The organism is Streptomyces sp. NPDC006476 (assembly GCF_040612015.1).
GTDB classification, from domain to species: domain Bacteria; phylum Actinomycetota; class Actinomycetes; order Streptomycetales; family Streptomycetaceae; genus Streptomyces; species Streptomyces griseorubiginosus_B.
In genome coordinates, this window is sequence record NZ_JBEXPK010000019.1 from 157965 (window position 1) to 180816 (window position 22852).

Consider the following 22852-nt stretch of genomic DNA (forward strand, 5'->3'; position numbering starts at 1 on the left):
TATCGACCTTGGGGCAGGGGCACACGTCGGGGTATGGGCTGGACGCACGACTACAGTGACGCAGCACGCACTCGCCGCTCGGCCAATGGTCTGAGCTCCCACCAACGAGGCGGTGCGCCGCAGCTGGCGGGCACGGATCTCCGGGTGGGCATCCCGCGCATTCTGCGCCGCCGGGCCCGCTGGGTCTCGGTACGGCTGCGTCACCCTCGAGGCTGACGCCCTCTCCGCACCCCGCACGACTCCTCAGAGGGCGCAGCTGTCGCTGTCCACCTGCTGGTTCGCGGTACGTCCCCTGACGATGTCCTCCTGGATCTCGTGCGCGGTGAGCGCGTATCCGGTCTCGGGGTCGTCGAGGGACTTCGCGAAGACCACGCCGTACACCTCCCCCTGGGGGGTGAGCAGCGGGCCGCCGGAGTTGCCCTGGCGGACGGTCGCGTACAGCGAGTAGACGTCGCGGTGCACGGTGCCCCGGTGGTAGATGTCCGGGCCGTTGGCGGGGATCTGCCCCCGTACCCGTGCGGCACGGACGTCGTACGAGCCGTTCTCCGGGAAGCCCGCGATGATCGCTCCGTCGTCGCGCTCGGCGGCCGTGGGCGAGAACTTCAGGACGGGCGCCTTCAGCTTCGGCACGTCCAGTACGGCGATGTCGCGGTGCCAGTCGTACAGGACGACCTTGGCGTCGTACGTCCTGCCCTCGCCGCCTATCTGGACGGTGGGCTCGTCGACGCCGCCGACCACGTGCGCGTTGGTCATGACGCGGCGGTCGGCGAAGACGAAGCCGGTGCCCTCGAGGACCTTGCCGCAGCTCTGGGCGGTGCCCACGACCTTGACGATGGACTGCTTGGCGCGAACGGCGACGGGGCTGTTGGCGAGGGCCGGGTCGGGCGGCTGGACGTCGGTGATGGGCTCGTTCGCGAAGGGGCTGAAGACCTGCGGGAAGCCGTTCTGCGCGAGGACCGAGGAGAAGTCCGCGAACCAGCTGTTCGCCTGGGTGGGCAGCGCCCGGGAGACGCCGAGGAGGACCTTGGAGTTACGGACCTCCTTGCCCAGGGTGGGCAGCGTCGTGCCGGCGAGGGCGGAGCCGATCAGCCACGCGACCAACAGCATCGCGACGACGTTGACCAGGGCGCCGCCGGTCGCGTCCAGGGCGCGGGCCGGGGACCAGGTGATGTACCGGCGCAGCTTGCTGCCGAGGTGGGTGGTCAGGGCCTGCCCGACGGAGGCGCAGACGATCACGACGACGACCGCGACCACGGCGGCGGTCGTGCTCACCTCGGCGTTGTCGGTCAGGGCGTCCCAGATGACGGGCAGCGTGTAGACCGCGACGAGACCGCCGCCGAGGAAACCGATCACCGACAGGATGCCGACGACGAAGCCCTGCCGGTAGCCGACGATCGCGAACCACACGGCGGCGACCAGCAACAGGATGTCCAGCACGTTCACCGGTTCGAGCCTCGCCTCGTCATATCGCGGTCACCACAGGTCAGCCGGGGGTCCGGGGGATGTCCCCCGGGAAGACACAGCACGGCAGACACCCTGTCATGAGCGCCAGTCGAGCGGGACCTGCTTGTCGCGGTCCCAGGGGCGCTCCCAGCCGGAGTAGTGGAGCAGGCGGTCGATGATTCCCGCCGTGAAGCCCCACACCAGGGCCGATTCGACCAGGAATGCCGGACCTCGGTGGCCGCTGGGGTGGACGGTCGTCGCACGGTTGTCGGGGTTGGTGAGATCCGCCACGGGGACGGTGAAGACCCGCGCCGTCTCGTTCGGATCGACCACGCCGACCGGGCTCGGCTCGCGCCACCAGCCCATCACCGGCGTCACCACGAAGCCGCTGACCGGGATGTACAGCTTGGGCAGGACGCCGAAGAGCTGGACGCCGGAGGGGTTGAGCCCGGTCTCCTCCTCGGCCTCGCGGAGAGCGGCCCGCAGCGGCCCGTCGGCATTCGGATCGCCGTCCTCGGGGTCGAGGGCGCCGCCGGGGAACGAGGGCTGGCCGGCGTGCGAGCGCAGCGAGCTGGCCCGCTCCATCAGCAGCAGCTCGGGGCCGCGCTCTCCCTCGCCGAACAGCACCAGCACCGCCGACTGCCGGCCCGCCCCGTCGGCCGGGGGCAGGAAGCGGCTCAGCTGCAGCGGCTGAACCGTCTCCACCGCCCGCACCACCGGGTCCAGCCAGTCGGGCAGCCCCTCCTTGCTGATCGTCACCGCCCCGCCCTGCGTATCACTCGTGCGCGTCATCGCCACCCCCGTCGTCCTGCCCGTCCAACGCCCACGACCCCCTCGCCCGTTCCTGCCACGACCCTGAGATCACCCCGAGGACCACCCCTGGGCCCAGGTCCGGGTCCCCGACGACCGGACCACGGAAACGGTCCGGACCCTGACCTCGATCCCCGCCCACCGCAGAGCGCCGGTTCGCGCATGCTCCCGGAGCCCGGCCGACCCGAGCCCCACTCCTGGGGGCGGGCACGGCGAGGCCCGTCATCCGGCGCCCAGCGGGGGTGCCGGCTTGCCGCCCGCGTCCAGGTAGGACTGCGGGGGATTGAGGCGTTGCCCCGGGAAGCCGCCCTTCTCGTACTTGAGGAGCTTCTTCGCCTTCTCGGGGTCCGTCTCGCCCTCGCCGTACGCCGGGCAGAGCGGGGCGATGGGGCAGGCGCCGCAGGCGGGCTTGCGGGCGTGGCAGATGCGGCGGCCGTGCCAGATCACGTGGTGCGACAGGTCCGTCCAGTCGCTCTTCGGGAAGAGCGCTCCCACGGCGGCCTCGATCTTGTCCGGGTCGGTCTCCGCGGTCCACTGCCACCGCCTGACCAGCCGCTGGAAGTGCGTGTCCACGGTGATGCCGGGGCGCCCGAACGCGTTGCCGAGCACCACGAAAGCGGTCTTGCGTCCCACACCGGGCAGCTTGACGAGGTCTTCGAGCCGCCCGGGCACCTCCCCGCCGAACTGCTCGACGATCCCCTTCGACAGCCCTATCACCGACTTGGTCTTGGCCCGGAAGAACCCGGTCGGGCGGAGGATCTCCTCGACCTCCTCGGGGTTGGCCGCGGCCAGGTCCTCGGGGGTGGGGTACTTGGCGAACAGGGCCGGTGTCGTCTGGTTCACGCGCAGGTCCGTGGTCTGGGCCGACAGGACCGTCGCGACGATCAGCTGGAAGGGGTTCTCGAAGTCCAGCTCCGGGTGGGCGTACGGGTACACCTCGGCGAGCTCGCGGTTGATCCGCCGGGCACGGCGCACGAGGGCGGTGTGCGACTCGCCCTTCGGAGGCGCGACGGTCTTCGCGGCCGGGGCCTGCACCGCGGCGGTCGCCTTCTTGGGTGCCACCACCGCCTTCTTCACAGCCGCCTTCTTCACAGGCGACTTTTTCACGGCCTTCTTCGCGGCCGCCTTCTTCACCGGAACTGCTTCTGTCACTTTTGCCGGTTTCTTTCCGCCACCGGAGTTCTGTTCGCCCATAGCGGAATCACGACGTACAACCACCCGCCCAGCCCCCTTGGCCTGTGCTCTCACCGGCGATTTGGACACCCGGCCAGCCTAGAGCCCGCCACCGACATCCGCCCCGGACCCAGGGGATCGGCCGCCAATTGGACCCCTGCCGCCCACCCCGGGACACCTGTGCGGCATCCTTGTGACAGATCACACTGTTTGGACCGTCCGGCAAGATGGGGAACACGGACCCCTGGTACCGAGGGGGAGCAAGATCCCCTGAGCAGGTCGACAAGGAGAGAACTCGTGGACGACGTTCTGCGGCGGAACCCGCTCTTCGCGGCGCTCGACGACGAGCAGGCCGCGGAGCTCCGCGCCTCCATGAGTGAGGTGACCCTCGCGCGCGGTGACTCGCTCTTCCACGAGGGCGACCCCGGTGACCGGCTCTATGTCGTCACCGAGGGCAAGGTCAAGCTGCACCGCACCTCCCCCGACGGCCGCGAGAACATGCTCGCCGTCGTCGGCCCCGGCGAGCTGATCGGCGAGCTGTCGCTGTTCGACCCGGGCCCGCGCACCGCCACGGCCACCGCGCTGACCGAGGTCAAGCTGCTCGGTCTCGGCCACGGCGACCTCCAGCCCTGGCTGAACGTACGGCCCGAGGTGGCCGGCGCCCTGCTGCGCGCCGTCGCGCGGCGGCTGCGCAAGACCAACGACCAGATGTCCGACCTGGTCTTCTCGGACGTCCCCGGCCGTGTGGCACGCGCCCTGCTGGACCTCTCGCGCCGCTTCGGCGTGCAGTCCGAGGAGGGCATCCACGTGGTCCACGACCTCACGCAGGAGGAGCTGGCCCAGCTGGTCGGCGCCTCGCGCGAGACGGTCAACAAGGCGCTGGCGGACTTCGCCCAGCGCGGGTGGCTGCGCCTGGAGGCACGTGCGGTGATCCTCCTGGACGTGGAGAGGCTCGCCAAGCGGTCTCGCTGACGCTCCTGAGGGAGCTCCGGCTGATGTAGTGGAGCCATGTCCGACAACGTGCTCTCCAAGGGCCTCGATCCCCAGGGCTACATCGAGCGCGAGGGCTCCCTCGGGCGCGTCCCGCACGCCTTCCGCCCCGTCGTCGCCGCCGCTCGTGACCGGCTGCTGGACCTCTTCGGGGCGCGGCTGCACAGCGCGTACCTCTACGGGTCGGTCCCGCGGGGCACCGCGCGCACGGGCCGCAGCGACCTGGATCTCCTGGTCGCCCTCCGGGAGGAGCCGGCCGACGCGGACCACGACGCCGTACGGGCGCTGGGCGAGGCGCTCGACAAGGAGTTCCCGCAGATCGACGGCGTCGGCACGCTGCTGTACGGCCGGGCGCGGCTGCTGAGCGCGGCGGAGACGTACGACCTTGGGTGGTTCGTCGCCTGTATGTGCACCCCGCTGCTCGGGGAGGACCTCGCCGAGTACCTGCCGCGCTACCGGCCCGACTCCCGGCTCGCCCGGGAGACCAACGGCGACCTCGCCGAGCTGCTGCCCCGCTGGCGGCGGCGGATCGCGGACGCCGACGACACGGATGCGGCCCGCAGGCCCCTCGTACGGTTCATGTCACGCCATCTCGTGCGCACCGGGTTCACGCTCGTCATGCCCCGCTGGGGCGGCTGGACCAGCGATCTGACGGAGATGGCGGAGGTGTTCGCCGCGTACTACCCCGAGCGGGCCGAGCAGATGCGCGCGGCGGCGCTGCTCGGCCACGAGCCGACCGGAGATCCGGCCGTGCTGCGGTCGTACGTCGACGACCTCGGACCGTGGCTCGCCGACGAGTACGCGCGCGTGCACGGCGTGAAGACTCCCCGGCCCTGAGGTCCTGTCGACGGGCCCTAGATCAGGCCGTGCTCCTCCAGGTAGTCCAGCTGGGCGCGCACCGACAGCTCCGCCGCCGGCCACAGGGAGCGGTCGACGTCGGCGTAGACGTGGGCGACGACCTCGGACGGGGTGCTGTAGCCGTCCTCGACGGCCGTCTCGACCTGGGCGAGGCGGTGGGCGCGGTGGGCGAGATAGAACTCGACGGCGCCCTGCGCGTCCTCCAGGACGGGGCCGTGACCGGGGAGGACCGTGTGGACGCCGTCGTCGACCGTCAGGGAGCGCAGCCGGCGCAGTGAGTCCAGGTAGTCGCCGAGACGGCCGTCGGGGTGCGCCACGACCGTCGTGCCGCGGCCCAGGACGGTGTCGCCGGTCAGGACCGCCTGATCGGTCGGGAGATGGAAGCACAGCGAGTCCGAGGTGTGCCCGGGGGTGGGTACGACCCTGAGCTCCAGGCCGCCGACAGTGACCGCGTCCCCCGCGCCCAGCCCCTCGTCGCCCAGCCGCAGCGCCGGGTCCAGGGCCCGTACCTTCGTGCCGGTGAGCTCGGCGAAGCGCGCGGCACCCTCGGCGTGGTCCGGGTGGCCGTGGGTCAGCAGGGTCAGCGCGACGCGCCGGCCGGCCTTCTCGGCGGTGTCGACGACCGCGCGCAGATGGCCCTCGTCCAGCGGACCGGGATCGACGACCACCGCGAGCTCGGAGTCGGGCTCGGCGAGGATCCAGGTGTTCGTGCCGTCCAGGGTCATCGGCGAGGCGTTGGGCGCCAGCACGTTCACGGCCCGCGCGGTGGCGGGCCCGGAGGAGACCCCGCCGCGGGGCCGGCCGGGGAGGGCTGCTGCATCGGTCATGCGGGGGCTCCACCGGTCGGGATGTGCTTGGTGAACTCGTCGTGGCCCGGCCAGGACAGCACGATCTCGCCGTCCGCCAGCCGGGCCCGCGCCAGTACGGCGGTCATGTCACGGCCCGGGGCCGCCGCGAGCGCCTCGTCGGCCGTGGCGTACGGGGCCAGCTGGCGCAGGGTCGCGATGGTGGGCGGCATCATCAGCAGCTCGCCCTTGTCGTAGCCGTCTGCGGCCTCCGGAGGCCGGATCCACACCGTCCGGTCGGCCTCCGTGGAGGCGTTGCGGGTGCGCTGGCCGTGCGGCAGAGCGGCGACGAAGAACCAGGTGTCGTAGCGGCGGGTCTCGAACTCGGGAGTGATCCAGCGCGTCCAGGCGCCCAGCAGGTCCGAGCGCAGGACGAGACCGCGGCGGTCCAGGAACTCGGCGAAGGAGAGGTCGCGGGCGACCAGGGCCGCGCGGTCGGCCTCCCAGTCCTCGCCCGTGGTGTCGCCGACCACGGAGTCCGCGGACGGCCCGGCGAGCAGGACGCCCGCCTCCTCGTACGTCTCCCGCACGGCCGCGCAGACGATCGCCTGCGCGGCCGCCTCGTCGACGCCGAGCCGGTTCGCCCACCACGCGCGCGTGGGGCCCGCCCAGCGGATCTGGCGCTCGTCGTCCCGGGGATCGACGCCACCGCCCGGATACGCGTACGCGCCTCCGGCGAAGGCCATGGAGGCGCGTCTGCGCAGCATGTGGACGGTGGGACCGCCGTCGGTGTCCTTCAGGAGCATGACGGTCGCCGCGCGCTTCGGGACGACCGGAGTGAGGGTGCCCTCGGCGAGCGCCCGGATGCGTTCCGGCCAGTCCTGCGGAAACCACTGCCCATTCGCCATGGGCGGAGGCTATCCCGTGGTGCGCGAATGTTCGAGAGGTCCCCCGAGGTCAGAGCGGCCGTTACGGCACGAGCTCGACCTGGATCTCGACCTCCACCGGCGCGTCCAGCGGGAGCACCGCCACGCCGACCGCGCTGCGCGCGTGCACGCCCTTGTCGCCGAGAACCTCGCCGAGCAGTTCGCTCGCGCCGTTGACCACACCGGGCTGGCCGGTGAAGTCCGCGGCCGAGGCGACGAAGCCGACGACCTTGACCACGCGCGCGATCCGGTCCAGGTCGCCGGTGACGGACTTGACGGCCGCCAGGGCGTTCAGGGCGCAGGTGCGGGCCAGGTCCTTGGCCTCCTCTGCCGTGACTTCGGCGCCGACCTTGCCCGTGACGGGCAGCTTGCCCTCCACCATCGGCAGCTGGCCGGCGGTGTAGACGTACACGCCCGACTGGACGGCCGGCTGGTACGCAGCCAGCGGCGGGACGACCTCGGGAAGCGTCAGGCCCAGTTCGGCGAGCCTCTCCTCGACCGCGCCCATTACTGCTTCTCCCGCTTCAGGTAGGCCACCAGCTGCTCGGGGTTGTTGGGCCCGGGCACGACCTGGACGAGCTCCCAGCCGTCCTCGCCCCAGGTGTCCAGGATCTGCTTCGTGGCGTGGACGAGCAGCGGCACGGTTGCGTATTCCCACTTGGTCATGTGGCTGACTGTATCCGCTGTTATCCACAGGCTGGCGCGTAGGTCGCGGGCGTACTGGTTAGGCTCGAAGACGTGAGCAGGCTCCAGGTCGTCAGCGGCAAGGGCGGGACCGGAAAGACCACGGTCGCCGCCGCTATCGCGCTGGCCCTCGCGACCGAGGGGAAGCGGACGCTTCTCGTCGAGGTCGAGGGGCGCCAGGGCATCGCGCAGCTCTTCGAGACGGAAGCGCTGCCCTATGAGGAGCGGAAGATCGCCGTCGCTCCCGGGGGCGGGGAGGTGTACGCCCTCGCCATCGATCCCGAACTGGCCCTTCTGGACTACCTCCAGATGTTCTACAAGCTCGGGGGTGCCGGCAGAGCGCTGAAGAAGCTCGGCGCGATCGACTTCGCCACCACCATCGCCCCGGGCCTCAGGGACGTGCTCCTGACCGGCAAGGCGTGCGAGGCGGTGCGGCGCAAGGAGAAGAGCGGGCGCTTCACCTACGACTACGTCGTCATGGACGCGCCCCCCACCGGCCGCATCACCCGCTTCCTGAACGTCAACGACGAGGTGGCGGGCCTGGCGAAGATAGGGCCGATACACAATCAGGCACAGGCCGTGATGCGGGTGCTGAAGTCGCCGGAGACGGCCGTGCACCTGGTGACGCTGCTGGAGGAGATGCCCGTCCAGGAGACCGCGGACGGGATCGCCGAACTGCGCGCCGCGAAGCTGCCGGTGGGCCGGATCATCGTCAACATGGTGCGCCCGGAGGTGTTGGACGGCACGGACCTGGAACTCGTCCGCAGCGTGCCGCGTTCCTCCGTCGCGAAGGCGCTGTCGGCGGCGGGTCTCGGTGGCGCGCGGCGCGGCGGGAACGCCGAGAAGCTGGTCGACCCGCTGTTGCGGCAGGCGGAGGAGTACGCCGAGCGGTACGCGCTGGAGCACGAACAGCGCTCGGTCCTCACCGAACTGGGCCTGCCGCTGCACGAACTGCCGCTGCTCGCCGAGGGCATGGACCTGGCGGGCCTGTACGAGCTGGCCAGGGAGCTGCGGAAGCAGAACCTGTCATGACCGGCGGCACGAGTGGGAAGCGGGGGCCGGTCATGAATCGGGGCACAGGTCGGAAGCGGGCCCAGGCCGAAAGCGCGCAGAGGTCAAAAGCGCGCACAGGTCGAAGGCAGGCCGAGGTCGGAAGCAGGGCCGGTCATGAACCGCTGGCACGTATCGGAAGCAGGGCCCGTCATGAACCGGGGCACAAGTCGGAAGCAGGGGATGTCATGAGTCCGGATTCGGCAAGCGCCCAGGAGAGCGTCCGACCCCACCGCCTCTCCCCCGCGCGGGTGCTCGACGTCGACCCGCTGCTGGACGACCCGGCAACGCGGATCGTGGTGTGCTGCGGCTCGGGCGGAGTCGGCAAGACCACGACCGCGGCGGCACTCGGCCTCAGGGCCGCCGAGCGCGGACGCAAGGTGGTCGTGCTGACCATCGACCCGGCGCGCAGGCTCGCCCAGTCCATGGGCATCGACTCGCTGGACAACACGCCACGCCGCGTGAAGGGCGTCGAGGGCGACGGCGAACTGCACGCGATGATGCTCGACATGAAGCGCACCTTCGACGAGATCGTCGAGGCGCACGCGGACCCCGAGCGCGCGGCCACGATCCTGTCGAACCCGTTCTACCAGTCGCTGTCCGCGGGCTTCGCCGGCACGCAGGAGTACATGGCGATGGAGAAGCTGGGGCAGTTGCGGGCCCGGGACGAGTGGGACCTGATCATCGTCGACACCCCGCCCTCCCGCTCGGCGCTGGACTTCCTGGACGCGCCCAAGCGGCTCGGGTCGTTCCTCGACGGCCGGCTGATCCGGCTGCTGACCGCGCCGGCCAAGCTGGGCGGGCGCGCGGGGATGAAGTTCCTGAACGTCGGGATGTCGATGATGACCGGCACGCTCGGCAAACTGCTGGGCGGTCAGCTCCTCAAGGACGTCCAGACGTTCGTCGCGGCGATGGACACGACCTTCGGCGGGTTCCGCACGCGCGCCGACGCCACGTACAAGCTGCTGCAGGCGCCCGGGACGGCGTTCCTGGTGGTGGCGGCCCCGGAGCGCGACGCGCTGCGCGAGGCCGCGTACTTCGTGGAGCGGCTGGCGGCCGAGGACATGCCGCTGGCCGGACTGGTGCTCAACCGGGTCCACGGCAGCGGCGCCGACCGGCTGTCGGCCGAACGCGCGCTCGGCGCCGCGGAAAATCTTGTGGAGCCCCGCATTGTCGATCAGGACGGCGGGAAAGCTGGACTTCGTAACTCTCCCGACACGTACGGCAGTTCAGAATCTCCCGCGTCCGGGCCCTCCGCGTCCGGGGCGACCCGGCCCGCCGACCCCCCCGTGTCCAGGACCAACTCCCCCGGTCCGGCTCAGGAGGACGAGGGCGCCGAGGGCGCCCAGGGCGTCGAGCGGCTCACCGCGCGCCTGCTGAAGCTGCACGCCGAACGTATGCAACTGCTCTCCCGCGAGCAGCGCACGCGCGACCGTTTCACCGCGCTCCACCCCGAGGTGGCGGTGGCCGAAGTGGCCGCGCTGCCCGGCGATGTGCACGACCTCGCGGGCCTCAGGGACATCGGTGACCGGCTCGCGGCCAACCGGCCGGAGCTGCCCGAGACTGCCGTCGACTGAGCCGAGGGGTGCCCTCAGCTCACCGCCGCATAGTTCTCGTACACCTCGTCGTCGTCGAGCGGCAGGATGCCCACGCCCCGCTCGTACTCCACACGTGCCGTCTCGAGCAGCCGGCGCCAGGAGGTCACGGTGGGTCGCCTGCGCAACAGCGCGCGGCGCTCCCGCTCCGTCATGCCTCCCCACACGCCGAACTCGACGCGGTTGTCCAGCGCATCGGCCAGGCATTCGGTGCGTACCGGGCATCCGGTGCACACCGCCTTGGCCCTGTTCTGCGCTGCTCCCTGAACGAACAGTTCATCCGGATCGGTAGTGCGGCAGGCGGCCTGCGCACTCCAGTCGGTTACCCAGCCCATACCGGCGCCGTCCTCTCCCGAATCGAGGCTCCCCCACGGCGGCAGCGGCATATTCACCGCCGCCAGTTGAGGACGTTACGGAAGGCGGGCACAGCGCAACACCCCCTTCGGGCCCAATCTTGAATGGCCCGAACGGACTATGGGTAAGCGGCAGATCACCCGGGGGAGTGAGCTGGTGACATACGTGACTTTCCCGGCGAAACGGGACAGTTCCATGGAGTCACAACGGACACCGCCCGACACACAAGGCGGATTCGGACACGCCCCCACCAAAAAAGTCGGGGAACCTCCGGAACGATTCGGGGTCGCCGGACGTATTGATACGTGGCCCTACTGCTGTGACAGTTGAGAGCAGCTTAGGCCAAGGCATATACGTGTGTCCGGCGATTGAGAACGTAGGCTGCCCTCATGCCAAAGAAGCGCTCGGGCGGTGGCCTGTCCCCAACGCAGCAGGCCGCCAAGTTCCTCGGTGTCAGTGTGCTCGCGGGAGCCGTCATGGCCGGCATCGCGCTGCCCGCCGTGGGCGCGCTGGGCCTGGCCGCCAAGGGATCGGTGGAGAGCTTCGACGAGCTCCCGGCCAACCTGAAGACGCCCCCGCTCAGCCAGCGCACCACCATCCTCGACGCCGACGGCGGCCAGATCGCCACCGTGTACTCGCGCGACCGTACGGTCGTCCAGCTCAAGGACATCTCGCCGTACATGCAGAAGGCCATCGTCGCGATCGAGGACTCGCGCTTCTACCAGCACGGCGCGGTCGACCTGAAGGGCGTGCTGCGCGCCCTCAACAAGAACGTGCAGAGCAGCGGAGTGTCCCAGGGCGCGTCCACGCTGACCCAGCAGCTGGTGAAGAACGTCTTCATCGAGGAGGCCGGTGACGACCCGACGAAAGTCGCCCAGGCCACCCAGCAGACCCTCGGCCGCAAGATCAAGGAACTGAAGTACGCGATCCAGGTCGAAGAGGAACTGGGCAAGAAGAAGATCCTCGAGAACTACCTGAACATCACGTTCTTCGGCGAGCAGGCCTACGGCGTCGAGGCGGCCTCGGAGCGGTACTTCTCCAAGCACGCCAAGGACCTCAACGTCCAGGAGTCGGCGCTGCTCGCCGGCATCGTCCAGTCGCCGACCCGGTACGACCCGGTCAACGACTCGACGGAGGCCACCCTGCGCCGGAACGTCGTACTGCAGCGCATGGCCGACATGGGCGACATCTCGCAGGCGGAGGCCAACACGGCCAAGAAGACGCCGCTGGGTCTTCACCCCAGCAAGCCCAAGAACGGCTGCATCACCGCCGTCAAGGGCGCCGGCTTCTTCTGCGACTACGTGCGCGAGGTCTTCCTGACCAACCCGATGTTCGGCAAGACCCAGGAGGCCCGGGCCAAGGTCTGGAACCAGGGCGGCCTGACGATCCGCACGACGCTGGACCCGCAGTCCCAGAAATCCGTCCAGCGCTCCATCAAGAAGCACGTCTACAAGAGCGACCAGGTCGCCACCGCCGCCACCATCGTGGAGCCCGGCACCGGCAAGATCCTGGCGATGGGCCAGTCACGGCCGTACGGCATCAACATCAAGGACCACGAGACCTCGATCAACCTGTCCGTCGACAAGGACATGGGCGGCGGCGCCGGCTACCAGCCCGGTTCGACGTTCAAGCCGATCGTGGCCGCGGCCGCCATCGAGGGCGGTACGCCGGCGACGCAGCAGTACTCCTCGCCGTACGAGATGGACTACCCCGCCCCCGTCTCCGCCTGCGACGGCAGGACCTGGGACGAGAAGGGCGTCAAGCTCACCAACGAGAACCCCGACGAACACGGCCCGTACTCCATGAAGGAGGCGACCGCCAAGTCGGTCAACACCTACTACGTGCAGCTGATCAGCGACATCGGCATCTGCCCGGTGACGACGATGGCGCAGAAGATGGGCGTGGAGCGGGCCGACGGCAAGAAGATCCAGCAGGCCCCGTCGATCGCGCTCGGCACGCAGGAGATGTCGCCGCTGACGATGGCGAACGCCTACGCCACCTTCGCCGCGCGCGGCATGTACTGCACGCCGGTCGCCATCGAGTCGATCACCCAGACCGTGGGCACCCAGAAGAAGTCTCTGGAGGTGCCGAAGTCGACCTGCTCGCGCGCGATGTCGGAGAAGACCGCCGACACCGTCACCACGCTGCTGAAGGGCGTGGTCGAGGACGGCACCGGTAAGGCGGCCGGCCTCGACAGCCGCCCGAGCGCGGGCAAGACCGGTACCACGGACAACCGCTACGCGGCCTGGTTCGTCGGCTTCACCCCGAACATGGCGGGCGCGGTCTGGGTCGGCGACCCGGCCCACGAGCGCCAGATGAAGAACATCACCATCGGCGGCGTCTGGAACGAGAAGGTCTACGGCGGCCAGGTCCCCGGACCGATCTGGCGCGACATGATGGACGGCGCGCTGGACGGCAAGCCGGTGGAGGAGTTCCACCTCGTCTACATCCCTAACCCCGACAAGGGCAAGGACAAGGGAAACGGCAACGGCGACGGGAAGAACGGCGGCAACGACAACGGCGGCCTCATCGCCGGCCTGACCAACGGCGGCCAGGACTCGGGCGGCAACAACGGCGGCAACACCTTCCCGACGCCGACGTTCTCCTTCCCGGACAACCTCTTCCAGGGCCAGAGCAACGGAAACGGAAACGGCGGCCGACGCGGCTGACGCCGTGGCCTGAGGACACCGCGGCCCCTGACCGTCGTAACCGGATCTCTCCGGTTCGTGACCGGACTTCTCCGGTACGACGATCAGGGGCCGTTCCGTTGCCTGCCGCGGTTGCGGTCAGCCGGCGAGGAGGCGCTTCACCACCGCGGCGACCCGGCCGCCCTCGGCCAGGCCCGCGACCTTCGGGTTGACGATCTTCATGACGGCGCCCATGGCACGCGGCCCCTCGGCGCCGGCCGCCTTCGCCTCCTCGACGGCCTGGGCGACGATGGTGTTCAGCTCCTCGTCGCTGAGCTGCTTCGGCAGGTACGCGGCGAGGACCTCGCCCTCCGCCTTCTCCCGCTCGGCGGACTCGGCGCGGCCACCCTGCGCGAAGGCCTCCGCCGCCTCCCGGCGCTTCTTCGCCTCGCGGGTGATCACCTTCTGCACCTCGTCGTCGGAGAGCTCGCGCTTCTGCTTGCCCGCGACCTCCTCCTTGGTGATCGCGGCGAGCGTCAGCCGGAGCGTCGAGGAGCGGAGCTCGTCGTGCTCCCTGATCGCGGCCGTGAGGTCTTCCTGCAGCTTCGACTTGAGCGTGGTCATGGGTTTGATTGTCGCAGGTACCGACACCCCGACGCCCTCCCATTTGGACGGCCCGACGCCCTGTCACTTAAGGGGCGGTGAGGATCGTGCGGTCACGGACCGGGGTGGCTCGGGTGCCGTGCCGGGTCTGTCACGATGGAGGTATGCGCGCTCGATACGGAGTACCTCTGGGGATCGCGGCGGCAGGCGCCGCCGGTGTGGCCTACGCGGCGGGGTTCGAGGCCCGCTCCTTCCGCCTGCGAAGGGTGACGGTGCCCGTCCTGCCGTCCGGCATGCGCCCCCTGCGCGTCCTGCAGGTCTCCGACATCCACATGGTCGGCGGCCAGCGCAAGAAACAGCGCTGGCTGCGCTCGCTGGCCGGCCTGCGCCCCGACTTCGTGATCAACACGGGTGACAACCTGTCCGACCCGGAGGCCGTGCCGGAGGTCCTGGACTCGCTGGGCCCGCTGATGGAGTTCCCCGGCGCCTATGTCTTCGGCTCCAACGACTACTACGGCCCCAGGCCCCGCAACCCCGCCCGCTATCTGCTGGAGAAGGTGCAGGGCCGGCACGGTCTGAACGGCAACCCGCCGGTCGTCGGCGCGATCCACAACCCGTGGGAGGACCTCCGGGACGGTTTCGACGCGGCGGGCTGGCTGAACCTCACCAACACGCGCGGCCAGCTGAAGATCGAGGGCGTCTCGGTCGAGCTGACGGGCCTGGACGACCCGCACATCAAGCGCGACCGCTACGTCCAGGTGGCCGGCGGCCCCTCACGCTCGGCGGACTTCTCGATGGGCGTCGTCCACGCGCCGTACCTGCGCGTCCTGGACGCCTTCACGGCGGACTCGTACCCCTTGATCCTGGCGGGCCACACCCACGGCGGACAGCTCTGCATCCCCTTCTACGGCGCCCTGGTCACCAACTGCGACCTGGACGCGGACCGGGTGAAGGGCCTGTCCTCGCACCGGGCGGAGGGTCGTACGTCGTATCTGCACGTGTCGGCGGGCTGCGGCACGAACCGCTACACGCCGGTACGGTTCGCGTGCCCACCGGAGGTCACGCTGCTGACGTTGGTGGGCCGGGAGTAGGCGGGCCGGGCCGCGGGCAGGGCAGGGCCGCGCCGTGGGCCCAGGGCCGGGCCTTAGGCAGGGCCGGGCCGTACGCAGGGCCGGGCCTTAGGCATCCGCCGGCGTCCGTAGCCCATACGGCCCGCCCGGATAGCCCCTTTCGTCCCCCCTCCCTAGCTTGGGGGCATGACCGCCCCCATACCCAGGGACATCCCGGACCTCCCCACGGTCCCGGGCGTGCCCGTGCTGATGCCCTCCGCCGTCCCCGCCACGGCGGTGGTGACCCCGGTCCGCCGCCCGCTCACCGCCGTGTACCGCCTGCTCGTGGCCCTGGTGGCGGTGTCGGCCGTCACCGTCGACCTGCTCCTCGGCAGCCCGATCCGGGTCCTGAGCCACTTCACGATCCAGAGCAGCCTGTTCCTGGCCGCCGTCCTCACCCTCTCGGCCCGCCGAGCCTGGACGGCCCGCCGCCCACTGCCGTCCGCGGTAACGGGCGGGGCACTGCTCTACGTCGTCATCTCGGCCCTGGTCTACCACCTGCTCCTGACCCACACCTCGCCCCCCTTCTCCCTGACGGGCGGTACGACGGCGCCGACGGGCTGGCAGTGGCTGACCAACCAGCTCCTCCACACGGCGGTCCCGGCGGCCGCGGTCCTGGACTGGCTGCTCCTCACACCCCCGGACCGCCTGCACCTGCGCCAGGCGGCACCGTGGCTCCTCTACCCCCTGACCTACCTGGCCTTCTCCTTCATCCGAGGCGAACTGATTCTCCCCGGAACACGGGGCCGCTACCTCTACCCCTTCCTCGACGTCGACCTGCACGGCTACAAGGGCGTCCTCGGCAACGCCCTCCTCCTGGGCCTCGCCTTCTACGCCCTCGCCGTCCTCCTCGTCGCCCTCGACCACGCCCGCCCGAACCCCGTCCGCCGCCGCACGAAAACCGGATTTCGTCTCTAGCCACCGGTGGGCTAAAGTAAACGACGTCGCCGCGACGAGCAGGACTGCAGCGACATCGGGGTGTAGCGCAGCTTGGCAGCGCGCTTCGTTCGGGACGAAGAGGTCGTGGGTTCAAATCCCGCCACCCCGACACTGGTCAGAGGGCCAATCGCATGATTGCGATTGGCCCTCTGTCGTGTGTCCGACTAATCGTCAAGACTTGTGGATCGGTTGATCTCACTGTCGTTCAGGTGAGTTGATCGCGACGAGTTCGACTTCGAAGCCGTCGTCGTTTTCCAGGTAGGCGGCGTAGTGCTGTCCACCGCCGGCGTAGGGATGCCTCTCGGGGAACATCAGGTGCCAGCCGTGCTGGGCGGCGTCGGCCATCAGCTTCTCGACCGTGGTGGCGCCTTCGACGTGGAAGGCGAGGTGGTTCAGCCCTGGGCGGCAGCGGTCATGCTCTTCGGCGGTGAGAGCCGGCGACTGCTCGATGACCAGGTAGGTCGGCCCGAGCCGCCAGCTGCGTCCGCCTTCCCAGCTCTGGAAGAGGGCATACCCCAGCGCCTCCAGCAGCCAGCCGAGCGAGGCGAGCGCGCGATGGAGGTCCGGCACCCACAGTTCGATGTGATGCAGCATGCCGTGCAACGGCCGGCTCATGCGGCGACCGCCTCGGGGCGTTCGACGAGCTGGCCGCGTTCGAAGCGGGCTCCCGCCCGGACGAGGGCGACGAGGTGGGGTGCGTTCACGGCACGCCAGCGTTGCTGGGCGGACTCGACGAGCTTGAAGACCATGGCCAGGGCGGCGGTGCGGGAGCCGGCGCCGCGGGTGACCTTGGTCCGCAGCCTCACGGTGGAGAAGGTCGACTCGATCGGATTCGTGGTCCGCAGGTGGATCCAGTGCTCGGCCGGGAAGTCGTAGAACGCCAGTGGCTGGTGCTGGTCATCAGAGATCTTCTTGACGGCCCTGGGGAGCTTCGCTCCGTAGAGCTGGGCAAACGTCTTGATCGCCGCCTCGGCGTGGTCGCGGTCCTCGGCGTTGTAGATGTCCTGGAGGGCCTTTTTCGCGCCCGGCTGCGCGGACTTCGGCATGGAGTCGAGGACATTGGCCGTTTTGTGAACCCAGCACCTCTGCTCGCGGGTTTCCGGGAACACCTCGGCCAGGGCCTTCCAGAAGCCCAGAGCGCCGTCGCCGACCGCGAGGACCGGGGTGCGCATGCCCCGGCGGGCGCAGTCACGCAGCAGGTCGGCCCAGGACTCGCCCGATTCGCGGTAGCCGTCCTTGAGCGCGACGAGTTCCTTCGAGCCGTCGGCACGCACGCCGACCAGGACGAGCACGCAGGCTTTGGCCTCCTCCAGGCAGACGTTGAGGTGGATGCCGTCGGCCCACACGTACACGTAGTCGACCTCCGCGAGGTCGCGGTCCATGAACGCCGTGTGGTCGGCCTGCCACTGCTGTGTGAGCCGGGTGACCGTTGCGGGCGAGAGTCCGGCCGCGCTGCCTAGGAACTGCTCCAGCGCCGGGACGAAGTCGCCGGAGGACAGTCCGTGCAGGTAGAGCAGGGGCAGTACCTCGCTGATCTTCGGGGACTTGCGGCACCACGGCGGCAGGATCGCGGAGGAGAACCGCTTGCGCTCGCCCGTGGCATCGTCAACGCGCTTGTCGTTCACCCGTGGGGCCTTCACCTCGACCGCCCCAGCCGCCGTGGTCACCGTGCGCGGCTGGTGGAAGCCATTGCGCACAACCAGACGGTGGCCCTTGTCGTCTCGCTGATCAGCCAACTCGGCTATGTAAGCGTTGATTTCGGCCTCCAGTGCGGCGGCCAGCATCCGCCGTGCGCCCTCACGGACGATCTCGTCGATCAGGGAGGAGCCGTTGGCGGTGCTGCCGTCGGCGTTCACTACGCTGAGCACGGGCGGGCCTTCCTGACCCGCGCGGCAACGCGGGCCTACTCGATACCAGTCAACCGATCACTCGGGAAGGTACGCCCTTCGCGCGTGCCCTCCCGAGCCGATCCACAAGTAATGAGCTTTGCTCGTCGTGTCCGGGGAGCCGAACAGGGGATCAAACGATGTTGATTCTGCCGCGGCGGCCCTCCTAAACCATCTGCAGACCCTAGGACGCCCTACCTGCTCTGGCTCCGCGATCGCAGTCCACAGCGTCATGGCCAAATGCCGGTGGTGGAGGAGTTGTCTTTGATCCTGCCTGTTGTGCTGCGAGCTGCTTGGCGCAAGGTGCCGGATCGCCGGCCTCGACACCGGCAGCTCCCTGTTCTTCGACCACCACGACCCCGAGATCGTCACCTGGGTCGCGGGGCGCCGCCTGGACGCCTGACGCCCGCTCGCCGGGGGATCGATCGGCGGCCGGTCAGGGCCCGTCTGCCGGCGAGCGCACAGCAGCGCGGTCAGAGCCAGTCCCAGTGTCTGAAAGCGAAGTACAGCGTCAGAGAGACAACGACGATGACAGCGCTGGAAACGATGAAACCCGACTGTTGTCCGAATCCGGGGTAGGGAAGGTTCTGCCCGTAGAAGCCAGTGATCGCCGTGGGCACGGCGATGATCGCGGCCCAGCTCGTCACCTTCTTCATGATCAGGTTCATCCGGTTCGCCTGCACCGACAAATTGGTCTCCATCACCGAGGCCACCAGGTCGCGCAGCGACTCCGTCCACTCGCCGGCACGCAGCACGTGGTCGTACACATCGCGGTAGTACGGCAGCAGGGGGCCGTCGACGACGTCGAGGTCGGGGCGCATGAGGGCGTTGACGACCTCCCGCATGGGCAGGACCACGCGACGGAGCCGGACCAGTGATTTCCGCAGGGCGTAGGACTGGCGCTGTACGGTCTGGATCTGCCGGCCGCCTTCGGCGAAGAGCAGATTGTCAAGTTCCTCGATACGTTCGTCGAGTTGCCGTACCGCGGCGAAGTGCCCGTCGACGACGTAGTCGAGCAGGCCGTGGAGCAGCAGGGCGACCCCGTGTGCTGCCGGAGCCGGCGTACGGTCCCAGCGGGCAACCAGCTCGTCGAGGTCGAACGCGGCGTCCTTACGGACGGTGATCAGCGCCTGCGGCGTGAGGATGACCGCGAGCTCGCTCATCGTCAGTCCCGCGCCGTCCGCGGCGACGGCGACCGCGTAGACACTGAGGAAGTGATGGGTGCGGTAGCTGTCGAGTTTCGCCCGTTGTCCCTCGTGCAGCGCGTCCTCGAGAGCCAGCTCATGGAGACCGAGTTCCTCGCCGACCGCCGTGAACTCGGCACGGCTCGGGCGGTACAGGTCCAACCACACGATCGAAGACGGATCCGCCAGATGCCGGGAGATGTCGCGGACCGGGAAGTCCTCCTCGACCAGGGAGCCGTCGCGGTACAGCCGAGTACGGGCCATGTCGCGCACCCTAACGGCACCAGCGGAGCATCAGCGGACACCACTACCGGACATCCACCCCGACGGGTGGGACAGTGACTGACACGAAGAGATGGTGTGATCCACACGGCCGACCTCCGCGAGTGACACGACTGGAACACCGTTGCCTTGAAGGGCCGACAGACGCGCCGTCCACACGGACCGTGTCCGGCAGGGCGGTCCGGCCGGCCACCCGACCTGCCCTTCTGCGTGGGATACCACCGCGTCTCCTGGCGCGATGTCTGACATCGCTCACATTTCACTCGCCTGAGCGAGGTCGGGCACTCCCCGTTAGCGTGAAAGGAAGGGGCACGACAGGCCGCCTGTGGCGGCGGAAAGTGGTGACCGAAGATGACGGATACCGGACTGCCGAACCGGCCCGAGACCCCTCGCGCGGGATCATTGGGCGAGCGCGGCGGGAAGAGGGCGGGGGTGCCGCACGGAAGCGATCCGGGGTCGCGTGGCCGGACAACGATCGCCGACGGTGTGGTGGCGAAGATCGCCGGGATGGCGGCCCGGGATGTGCCGGGCGTCCATTCGATGGGCGGCGGGTTCGCCCGTGGCATGGGGGCCATGCGTGAACGGATGCCCGGTGCGGGCGGGAAGTCCGTCACCAGCGGAGTGAAGGTCGAGGTCGGCGACGTACAGACCGCAGTGGACCTGGAGATCGTCGTCGAGTACGGCGTCTCCATCATCGAGGTCGCGGGCGACGTCAGAGAGAACGTGATCGCTGCCATCGAGCGGATGACCGGCCTGGAAGTTGTCGAGGTCAACATCGCCGTCGGCGATGTGCATCTGTTCGACGAGGACGAGGAACAACCGGAGCGACGGCTCGAGTGAACGCTTGCCGGTGCCACAGCGAGCAAGGAGCGCTCGATGGGCGTAGCCGAGGTTGGCCTGATCACCGGGATGGCGCCGGGTTCCGCCGGACACTTCGCCGGCTTAGGCGCGTTCTTGCTGGTGGAAGCACCGGGTGCCATCCACGACCGCCGACGGAAGTGAGCCGACGTCCAGGAGCAGTCCGTTCGGCCTCTTCGGGGAGTTGGTGGCCTGTACGGCAGGCCGCTGGGACCTCCTGGTGATGTCCCCGGAGGCCAGCGCTCCCTCGGCCGCCCGGCTGATGGCCGCCGCGAGCGCGAACAGCGGCCCGCCGGTGACCGCGACCGCCCTCATGACGGCGGAACAGGCCGGCGAGACCTCCTCCTACGAGGCCACCAGCGGCCGGCCCGGCCGACTGGTGGTGGGGGTGTGACGGTCGTCGTCGCCACCCTGGCCGTCGGTGCCTGATGATTCGCCGGGTGGTCAGTCAGTGGTGGGCCGGATCACACGTGACCACCTGCCGCGGCCGCCATGAGCGGTTCCGCTGTCTCCTCGGTCGTATCCGGAGGCACGACCAGCAGGTCCCAGCGCCCCCGGCCGGGGGCGAGCAGAACGATCGTGTGCGGGGCGGATGCCGCCACGGTCCTGCGCAGGCGTACGACCTGGTTGAAGACGAGCATCCGGCCGGGCATCGCGGACCACGTCGCCCCGTTGACGGTCACGCTGGTGATGTGACCCCACGCGCGCGGCAACCCGGCAAGCAGCTGGGGGAGTTCGGAGAGCAGGTCGTACGAACGGGGCCACCACGCTCCGTCGATGGGTCGGGGCATGCCGCTGCCGGATGCGAGACGCATCCGCAGGACGGGGTGGGAGGGAAGCGGGGACTGCAGTGCGGTGGTCATGAGGGCTCCTGCCAACTGCCGTAATCGATGGGGTGGTTGACGTCAGGCGCGACGGGCCGCGACCCGCTGCGCCGTCGGCCAGCGCACGTCGTACACCCAGCCGAGGCGTTCGAGGAGGCGGATGACGGCGGCCGACGGGTCGATCTGACCGCGGTCGACGCCGTGCCGGGCGCTGGTGGGGTCGGCGTGGTGGAGGTTGTGCCAGCTCTCGCCGAACGAGAGCAGGGCGAGGGGCCACAGATTGGTGGCACGGTCGTGGCGCCGGGTGCGGAACGGGCGCTCACCGATCATGTGGCAGAGGGAGTTCACGCTCCAGGTGACGTGGTGAAGCAGGGCGATACGCACAAATCCCGCCCACAGCAGGGCGGTCACGCCGTACAGCCACGTGCCGCCGATGGCCCAGCCCACCGCGAACGGCAGGGCGAGCGTGAGGACGCACAGTGCCGGGAAGGCGCGGGCGACGGCACGGATGTCGCGGTCGGCCAGGAGATCGGGCGCGTAACGCTCCGGCGGCGTAGGGTCGTTGCGGAACAGCCAGCCGACGTGCGCGTGCAGCAGACCACGCAACTGGCCTCGCAGATGCGTGCCGTAGCGGTACGGGGAGTGCGGGTCCCCCGGCCGGTCGGTGAAGGCGTGATGGCGGCGGTGGGTGGCGACCCAGCCGATGACGTCGCCCTGGAAACTCATCGAACCGGCCACCGCGAGCGCGATCCGCACGGGACGGACGGCCCGGTAACCGCCGTGGGTGAGGCCGCGGTGGAAGCCGACCGTGACGCCGAGACCCGTGATCGTGTAGAGGACGAGCGCGAGCACGATGTCGGCGGGATGGATGAGACTCCCCCACAGCAGCCAGCCGGCCAGGCCGATTGCCACGAACGGCAGGACGACGATCACCGCCGTCACCGCAACGTACAGACGCTCACCGCGGCTGCGGGCCGGCACCGGGCCGGCCTGCGGGAAGGGGGACGCCCCGTCGTAGCCCTGGGGCGCCGGGGCAGGATCCGACGGTGTGACCGTCGTGGACGTGGTCGGACTGAGTGGCATGCGTGGCTCCTCGGCCTGGATGCGGGTGGCGCGGCCGGGGTCACGGGCTGCCCCTGTGAGGGAGTCGCGAGGACGGAGCCGGTTCGGACACCGGCATACGAAGAGCCCTCGCTCCCTCCACCGTACTCCCGCACGCTCCGGGACGAGGCGGGCCGGTTCGCGTGGCCACCGCGTTGACACGGACCATTGCCGGACGTTGACTGGAAGCACGGTGCAGGGCCATGCCACCCCGGAACACGCGGCGAGGCATTCCGCCTTCCCGCCTCGCCCAGATCCCGCAGGAACTCACCTTCAGGCGGAACGGGAGCGGCCCCGATGATGTACGACCAGACGCGCGCCCAGCAGCCTGCGGGCGACACCCCGGGCCCGGCCGGGCGCCGCAGCCCGGGTCCGGAGCCGCTGCTGTCGTCGATCGAACGGGACAAGGTCGTCCGGCGCCTCCGGCACGCCCTCAACACCTTCGCCGACACCCCGCGCGAGGCGCTGGAAGAGGCCGAGAGCGCCTACGACGAAGCCATCGCCCAGCTCGTGAACGCCCTCGCGGAACGGCGGCGTCTCCTGCGCGCCGGCTGGCAGGACCAGGACCCCGAGACGCAGTCCGACGAACTCCGGCACGCGCTGAGGCAGTACCGGGAGATCACCCAGCGACTGCTCCAGCTCTAGGCGGCCACTACTCCGCGCTGCGGCGGAGCGGGGAGTAGTGTGGGCAGTACCGAGAGCATTTCGCACACCGGCTTCCACGCCGGGTCGTTCTCGGCGCACCATGAAACCCGGGCCGCCGCAGCGGCG

The 22852-nt window shown here is 69.9% G+C and carries 26 protein-coding genes and 1 tRNA gene; 13 read left to right on the forward strand and 14 right to left on the reverse strand.

All coding sequences use genetic code 11. The features are described 5' to 3' along the window. Positions 1-33 precede the first annotated feature (33 nt). Entirely contained in the window at positions 34-216 is a 183-nt protein-coding gene (locus ABZZ74_RS22760) for a hypothetical protein (protein WP_133044227.1), read from the forward strand. A gap of 27 nt (positions 217-243) precedes the next feature. Here the strand turns inward: ABZZ74_RS22760 and ABZZ74_RS22765 are convergent, their stop codons facing one another. The 3 genes from ABZZ74_RS22765 to nth all read right to left on the reverse strand — a co-directional run bounded on the left by ABZZ74_RS22765 (position 244) and on the right by nth (position 3447). Then, positions 244-1443: a MarP family serine protease gene (locus ABZZ74_RS22765; protein ID WP_356767615.1), complete on the reverse strand. Its 1200-nt coding sequence runs from the start codon at positions 1441-1443 to the stop codon at positions 244-246. Between the two features lie 96 nt (positions 1444-1539). Next, positions 1540-2235, reverse strand: a complete 696-nt coding sequence (locus ABZZ74_RS22770) for a CoA pyrophosphatase (RefSeq protein WP_356767617.1) — start codon at positions 2233-2235, stop codon at positions 1540-1542. Between the two features lie 240 nt (positions 2236-2475). Beyond that, on the reverse strand, positions 2476-3447 hold the full coding sequence (gene nth, locus ABZZ74_RS22775) for an endonuclease III (RefSeq protein WP_356767619.1): 972 nt from the start codon (positions 3445-3447) through the stop codon (positions 2476-2478). 276 nt (positions 3448-3723) lie between these two features. Between nth and ABZZ74_RS22780 the strand changes: the two genes are divergently transcribed. Both ABZZ74_RS22780 and ABZZ74_RS22785 read left to right on the forward strand, forming a co-directional pair. Then, positions 3724-4398 (forward strand): Crp/Fnr family transcriptional regulator, encoded by a 675-nt coding sequence (locus ABZZ74_RS22780; protein ID WP_058924095.1) that lies wholly within the window; start codon positions 3724-3726, stop codon positions 4396-4398. A 36-nt stretch (positions 4399-4434) separates the two neighbouring features. After that, positions 4435-5253, forward strand: a complete 819-nt coding sequence (locus ABZZ74_RS22785; RefSeq protein ID WP_356767622.1) for a nucleotidyltransferase domain-containing protein — start codon at positions 4435-4437, stop codon at positions 5251-5253. 17 nt (positions 5254-5270) lie between these two features. Here the strand turns inward: ABZZ74_RS22785 and ABZZ74_RS22790 are convergent, their stop codons facing one another. The 4 genes from ABZZ74_RS22790 to ABZZ74_RS22805 all read right to left on the reverse strand — a co-directional run bounded on the left by ABZZ74_RS22790 (position 5271) and on the right by ABZZ74_RS22805 (position 7651). After that, positions 5271-6101, reverse strand: coding sequence for an MBL fold metallo-hydrolase (locus ABZZ74_RS22790; RefSeq protein WP_356767624.1), 831 nt, complete (start codon positions 6099-6101; stop codon positions 5271-5273). After that, positions 6098-6967 carry an NUDIX hydrolase gene (locus ABZZ74_RS22795; protein ID WP_356767626.1) on the reverse strand — a complete coding sequence of 290 codons (870 nt, stop codon included), beginning with the start codon at positions 6965-6967 and terminating at the stop codon, positions 6098-6100. The genes ABZZ74_RS22790 and ABZZ74_RS22795 overlap by 4 nt, the downstream gene beginning before the upstream one ends. A gap of 61 nt (positions 6968-7028) precedes the next feature. Further along, positions 7029-7493 carry a RidA family protein gene (locus ABZZ74_RS22800; protein WP_133044220.1) on the reverse strand — a complete coding sequence of 155 codons (465 nt, stop codon included), beginning with the start codon at positions 7491-7493 and terminating at the stop codon, positions 7029-7031. Continuing rightward, entirely contained in the window at positions 7493-7651 is a 159-nt protein-coding gene (locus tag ABZZ74_RS22805; protein ID WP_003991873.1) for a DUF4177 domain-containing protein, read from the reverse strand. The genes ABZZ74_RS22800 and ABZZ74_RS22805 overlap by 1 nt, the downstream gene beginning before the upstream one ends. 72 nt (positions 7652-7723) lie before the next feature. On the opposite strand from ABZZ74_RS22805, the gene ABZZ74_RS22810 reads away from it, so the two are divergent. Together ABZZ74_RS22810 and ABZZ74_RS22815 are read left to right on the forward strand one after the other, a co-directional pair. Then, on the forward strand, positions 7724-8701 hold the full coding sequence (locus tag ABZZ74_RS22810) for an ArsA-related P-loop ATPase (protein ID WP_356767629.1): 978 nt from the start codon (positions 7724-7726) through the stop codon (positions 8699-8701). A 206-nt stretch (positions 8702-8907) separates the two neighbouring features. Then, a complete protein-coding gene (locus ABZZ74_RS22815; protein WP_356767631.1) occupies positions 8908-10296 on the forward strand; it encodes an ArsA family ATPase in 1389 nt (462 codons plus the stop codon). Positions 10297-10310: 14 nt separating this feature from the next. On the opposite strand, the gene wblA is transcribed toward ABZZ74_RS22815, so the two are convergent. Beyond that, positions 10311-10649, reverse strand: a complete 339-nt coding sequence (gene wblA / locus ABZZ74_RS22820) for a transcriptional regulator WblA (RefSeq protein WP_058924101.1) — start codon at positions 10647-10649, stop codon at positions 10311-10313. Positions 10650-11057: 408 nt separating this feature from the next. Between wblA and ABZZ74_RS22825 the strand changes: the two genes are divergently transcribed. Further along, positions 11058-13337, forward strand: a complete 2280-nt coding sequence (locus ABZZ74_RS22825; protein WP_356767633.1) for a transglycosylase domain-containing protein — start codon at positions 11058-11060, stop codon at positions 13335-13337. A gap of 117 nt (positions 13338-13454) precedes the next feature. On the opposite strand, the gene ABZZ74_RS22830 is transcribed toward ABZZ74_RS22825, so the two are convergent. Next, the gene (locus ABZZ74_RS22830; protein ID WP_356767635.1) at positions 13455-13919 is read right to left on the reverse strand and encodes a GatB/YqeY domain-containing protein; all 465 of its coding nucleotides are present in this window, start codon (positions 13917-13919) and stop codon (positions 13455-13457) included. 143 nt (positions 13920-14062) lie between these two features. Here ABZZ74_RS22830 and ABZZ74_RS22835 point away from each other — a divergent pair, with 143 nt between their 5' ends. From ABZZ74_RS22835 to ABZZ74_RS22845, 3 genes are all read left to right on the forward strand, one after another. Then, positions 14063-14989 carry a metallophosphoesterase gene (locus tag ABZZ74_RS22835; protein ID WP_356767637.1) on the forward strand — a complete coding sequence of 309 codons (927 nt, stop codon included), beginning with the start codon at positions 14063-14065 and terminating at the stop codon, positions 14987-14989. A gap of 165 nt (positions 14990-15154) precedes the next feature. Further along, complete coding sequence (locus tag ABZZ74_RS22840; protein WP_356767639.1) at positions 15155-15925, forward strand: Pr6Pr family membrane protein; 771 nt, start codon at positions 15155-15157, stop codon at positions 15923-15925. A gap of 56 nt (positions 15926-15981) precedes the next feature. Next, a tRNA-Pro gene (locus ABZZ74_RS22845) sits at positions 15982-16055 on the forward strand. 86 nt (positions 16056-16141) lie between these two features. Here ABZZ74_RS22845 and ABZZ74_RS22850 read toward each other — a convergent pair. Both ABZZ74_RS22850 and ABZZ74_RS22855 read right to left on the reverse strand, forming a co-directional pair. Next, positions 16142-16561: a VOC family protein gene (locus ABZZ74_RS22850; protein WP_356767641.1), complete on the reverse strand. Its 420-nt coding sequence runs from the start codon at positions 16559-16561 to the stop codon at positions 16142-16144. Next, the gene (locus ABZZ74_RS22855) at positions 16558-17814 is read right to left on the reverse strand and encodes an IS256 family transposase (protein WP_356767643.1); all 1257 of its coding nucleotides are present in this window, start codon (positions 17812-17814) and stop codon (positions 16558-16560) included. The genes ABZZ74_RS22850 and ABZZ74_RS22855 overlap by 4 nt, the downstream gene beginning before the upstream one ends. 295 nt (positions 17815-18109) lie before the next feature. Here ABZZ74_RS22855 and ABZZ74_RS22860 point away from each other — a divergent pair, with 295 nt between their 5' ends. Continuing rightward, complete coding sequence (locus tag ABZZ74_RS22860; RefSeq protein WP_356767645.1) at positions 18110-18235, forward strand: hypothetical protein; 126 nt, start codon at positions 18110-18112, stop codon at positions 18233-18235. Between the two features lie 70 nt (positions 18236-18305). Here ABZZ74_RS22860 and ABZZ74_RS22865 read toward each other — a convergent pair whose 3' ends face one another. Next, the gene (locus ABZZ74_RS22865) at positions 18306-19280 is read right to left on the reverse strand and encodes a magnesium transporter CorA family protein (protein WP_356767647.1); all 975 of its coding nucleotides are present in this window, start codon (positions 19278-19280) and stop codon (positions 18306-18308) included. 369 nt (positions 19281-19649) lie between these two features. Between ABZZ74_RS22865 and ABZZ74_RS22870 the strand changes: the two genes are divergently transcribed. Together ABZZ74_RS22870 and ABZZ74_RS22875 are read left to right on the forward strand one after the other, a co-directional pair. Further along, positions 19650-20138 (forward strand): Asp23/Gls24 family envelope stress response protein, encoded by a 489-nt coding sequence (locus ABZZ74_RS22870; protein WP_356767649.1) that lies wholly within the window; start codon positions 19650-19652, stop codon positions 20136-20138. Between the two features lie 133 nt (positions 20139-20271). Further along, positions 20272-20550 carry a hypothetical protein gene (locus ABZZ74_RS22875; RefSeq protein ID WP_356767651.1) on the forward strand — a complete coding sequence of 93 codons (279 nt, stop codon included), beginning with the start codon at positions 20272-20274 and terminating at the stop codon, positions 20548-20550. Positions 20551-20620: 70 nt separating this feature from the next. Here ABZZ74_RS22875 and ABZZ74_RS22880 read toward each other — a convergent pair whose 3' ends face one another. Together ABZZ74_RS22880 and ABZZ74_RS22885 are read right to left on the reverse strand one after the other, a co-directional pair. After that, on the reverse strand, positions 20621-21019 hold the full coding sequence (locus ABZZ74_RS22880; protein WP_356767653.1) for a DUF5994 family protein: 399 nt from the start codon (positions 21017-21019) through the stop codon (positions 20621-20623). A 42-nt stretch (positions 21020-21061) separates the two neighbouring features. Continuing rightward, entirely contained in the window at positions 21062-22063 is a 1002-nt protein-coding gene (locus ABZZ74_RS22885; RefSeq protein WP_356767655.1) for an acyl-CoA desaturase, read from the reverse strand. A gap of 315 nt (positions 22064-22378) precedes the next feature. Here ABZZ74_RS22885 and ABZZ74_RS22890 point away from each other — a divergent pair, with 315 nt between their 5' ends. Continuing rightward, positions 22379-22726, forward strand: a complete 348-nt coding sequence (locus ABZZ74_RS22890) for a hypothetical protein (RefSeq protein WP_356767657.1) — start codon at positions 22379-22381, stop codon at positions 22724-22726. The last annotated feature ends 126 nt before the right edge of the window (positions 22727-22852 follow it).

Coding starts and splice junctions, on each gene's coding strand:
- ABZZ74_RS22785 (WP_356767622.1), top strand. CDS start 4,435: ATGTCCGACAACGTGCTCTCCAAGGGCCTCGATCCCCAGGGCTACATC.
- ABZZ74_RS22850 (WP_356767641.1), bottom strand. CDS start 16,561: ATGAGCCGGCCGTTGCACGGCATGCTGCATCACATCGAACTGTGGGTG.
- ABZZ74_RS22870 (WP_356767649.1), top strand. CDS start 19,650: ATGACGGATACCGGACTGCCGAACCGGCCCGAGACCCCTCGCGCGGGA.
- ABZZ74_RS22815 (WP_356767631.1), top strand. CDS start 8,908: ATGAGTCCGGATTCGGCAAGCGCCCAGGAGAGCGTCCGACCCCACCGC.
- ABZZ74_RS22800 (WP_133044220.1), bottom strand. CDS start 7,493: ATGGGCGCGGTCGAGGAGAGGCTCGCCGAACTGGGCCTGACGCTTCCC.
- ABZZ74_RS22890 (WP_356767657.1), top strand. CDS start 22,379: ATGATGTACGACCAGACGCGCGCCCAGCAGCCTGCGGGCGACACCCCG.
- ABZZ74_RS22840 (WP_356767639.1), top strand. CDS start 15,155: ATGACCGCCCCCATACCCAGGGACATCCCGGACCTCCCCACGGTCCCG.
- nth (WP_356767619.1), bottom strand. CDS start 3,447: ATGGGCGAACAGAACTCCGGTGGCGGAAAGAAACCGGCAAAAGTGACA.
- ABZZ74_RS22795 (WP_356767626.1), bottom strand. CDS start 6,967: ATGGCGAATGGGCAGTGGTTTCCGCAGGACTGGCCGGAACGCATCCGG.
- ABZZ74_RS22835 (WP_356767637.1), top strand. CDS start 14,063: ATGCGCGCTCGATACGGAGTACCTCTGGGGATCGCGGCGGCAGGCGCC.
- ABZZ74_RS22770 (WP_356767617.1), bottom strand. CDS start 2,235: ATGACGCGCACGAGTGATACGCAGGGCGGGGCGGTGACGATCAGCAAG.
- wblA (WP_058924101.1), bottom strand. CDS start 10,649: ATGGGCTGGGTAACCGACTGGAGTGCGCAGGCCGCCTGCCGCACTACC.
- ABZZ74_RS22760 (WP_133044227.1), top strand. CDS start 34: ATGGGCTGGACGCACGACTACAGTGACGCAGCACGCACTCGCCGCTCG.
- ABZZ74_RS22880 (WP_356767653.1), bottom strand. CDS start 21,019: ATGACCACCGCACTGCAGTCCCCGCTTCCCTCCCACCCCGTCCTGCGG.
- ABZZ74_RS22790 (WP_356767624.1), bottom strand. CDS start 6,101: ATGACCGATGCAGCAGCCCTCCCCGGCCGGCCCCGCGGCGGGGTCTCC.
- ABZZ74_RS22825 (WP_356767633.1), top strand. CDS start 11,058: ATGCCAAAGAAGCGCTCGGGCGGTGGCCTGTCCCCAACGCAGCAGGCC.
- ABZZ74_RS22805 (WP_003991873.1), bottom strand. CDS start 7,651: ATGACCAAGTGGGAATACGCAACCGTGCCGCTGCTCGTCCACGCCACG.
- ABZZ74_RS22865 (WP_356767647.1), bottom strand. CDS start 19,280: ATGGCCCGTACTCGGCTGTACCGCGACGGCTCCCTGGTCGAGGAGGAC.
- ABZZ74_RS22830 (WP_356767635.1), bottom strand. CDS start 13,919: ATGACCACGCTCAAGTCGAAGCTGCAGGAAGACCTCACGGCCGCGATC.
- ABZZ74_RS22885 (WP_356767655.1), bottom strand. CDS start 22,063: ATGCCACTCAGTCCGACCACGTCCACGACGGTCACACCGTCGGATCCT.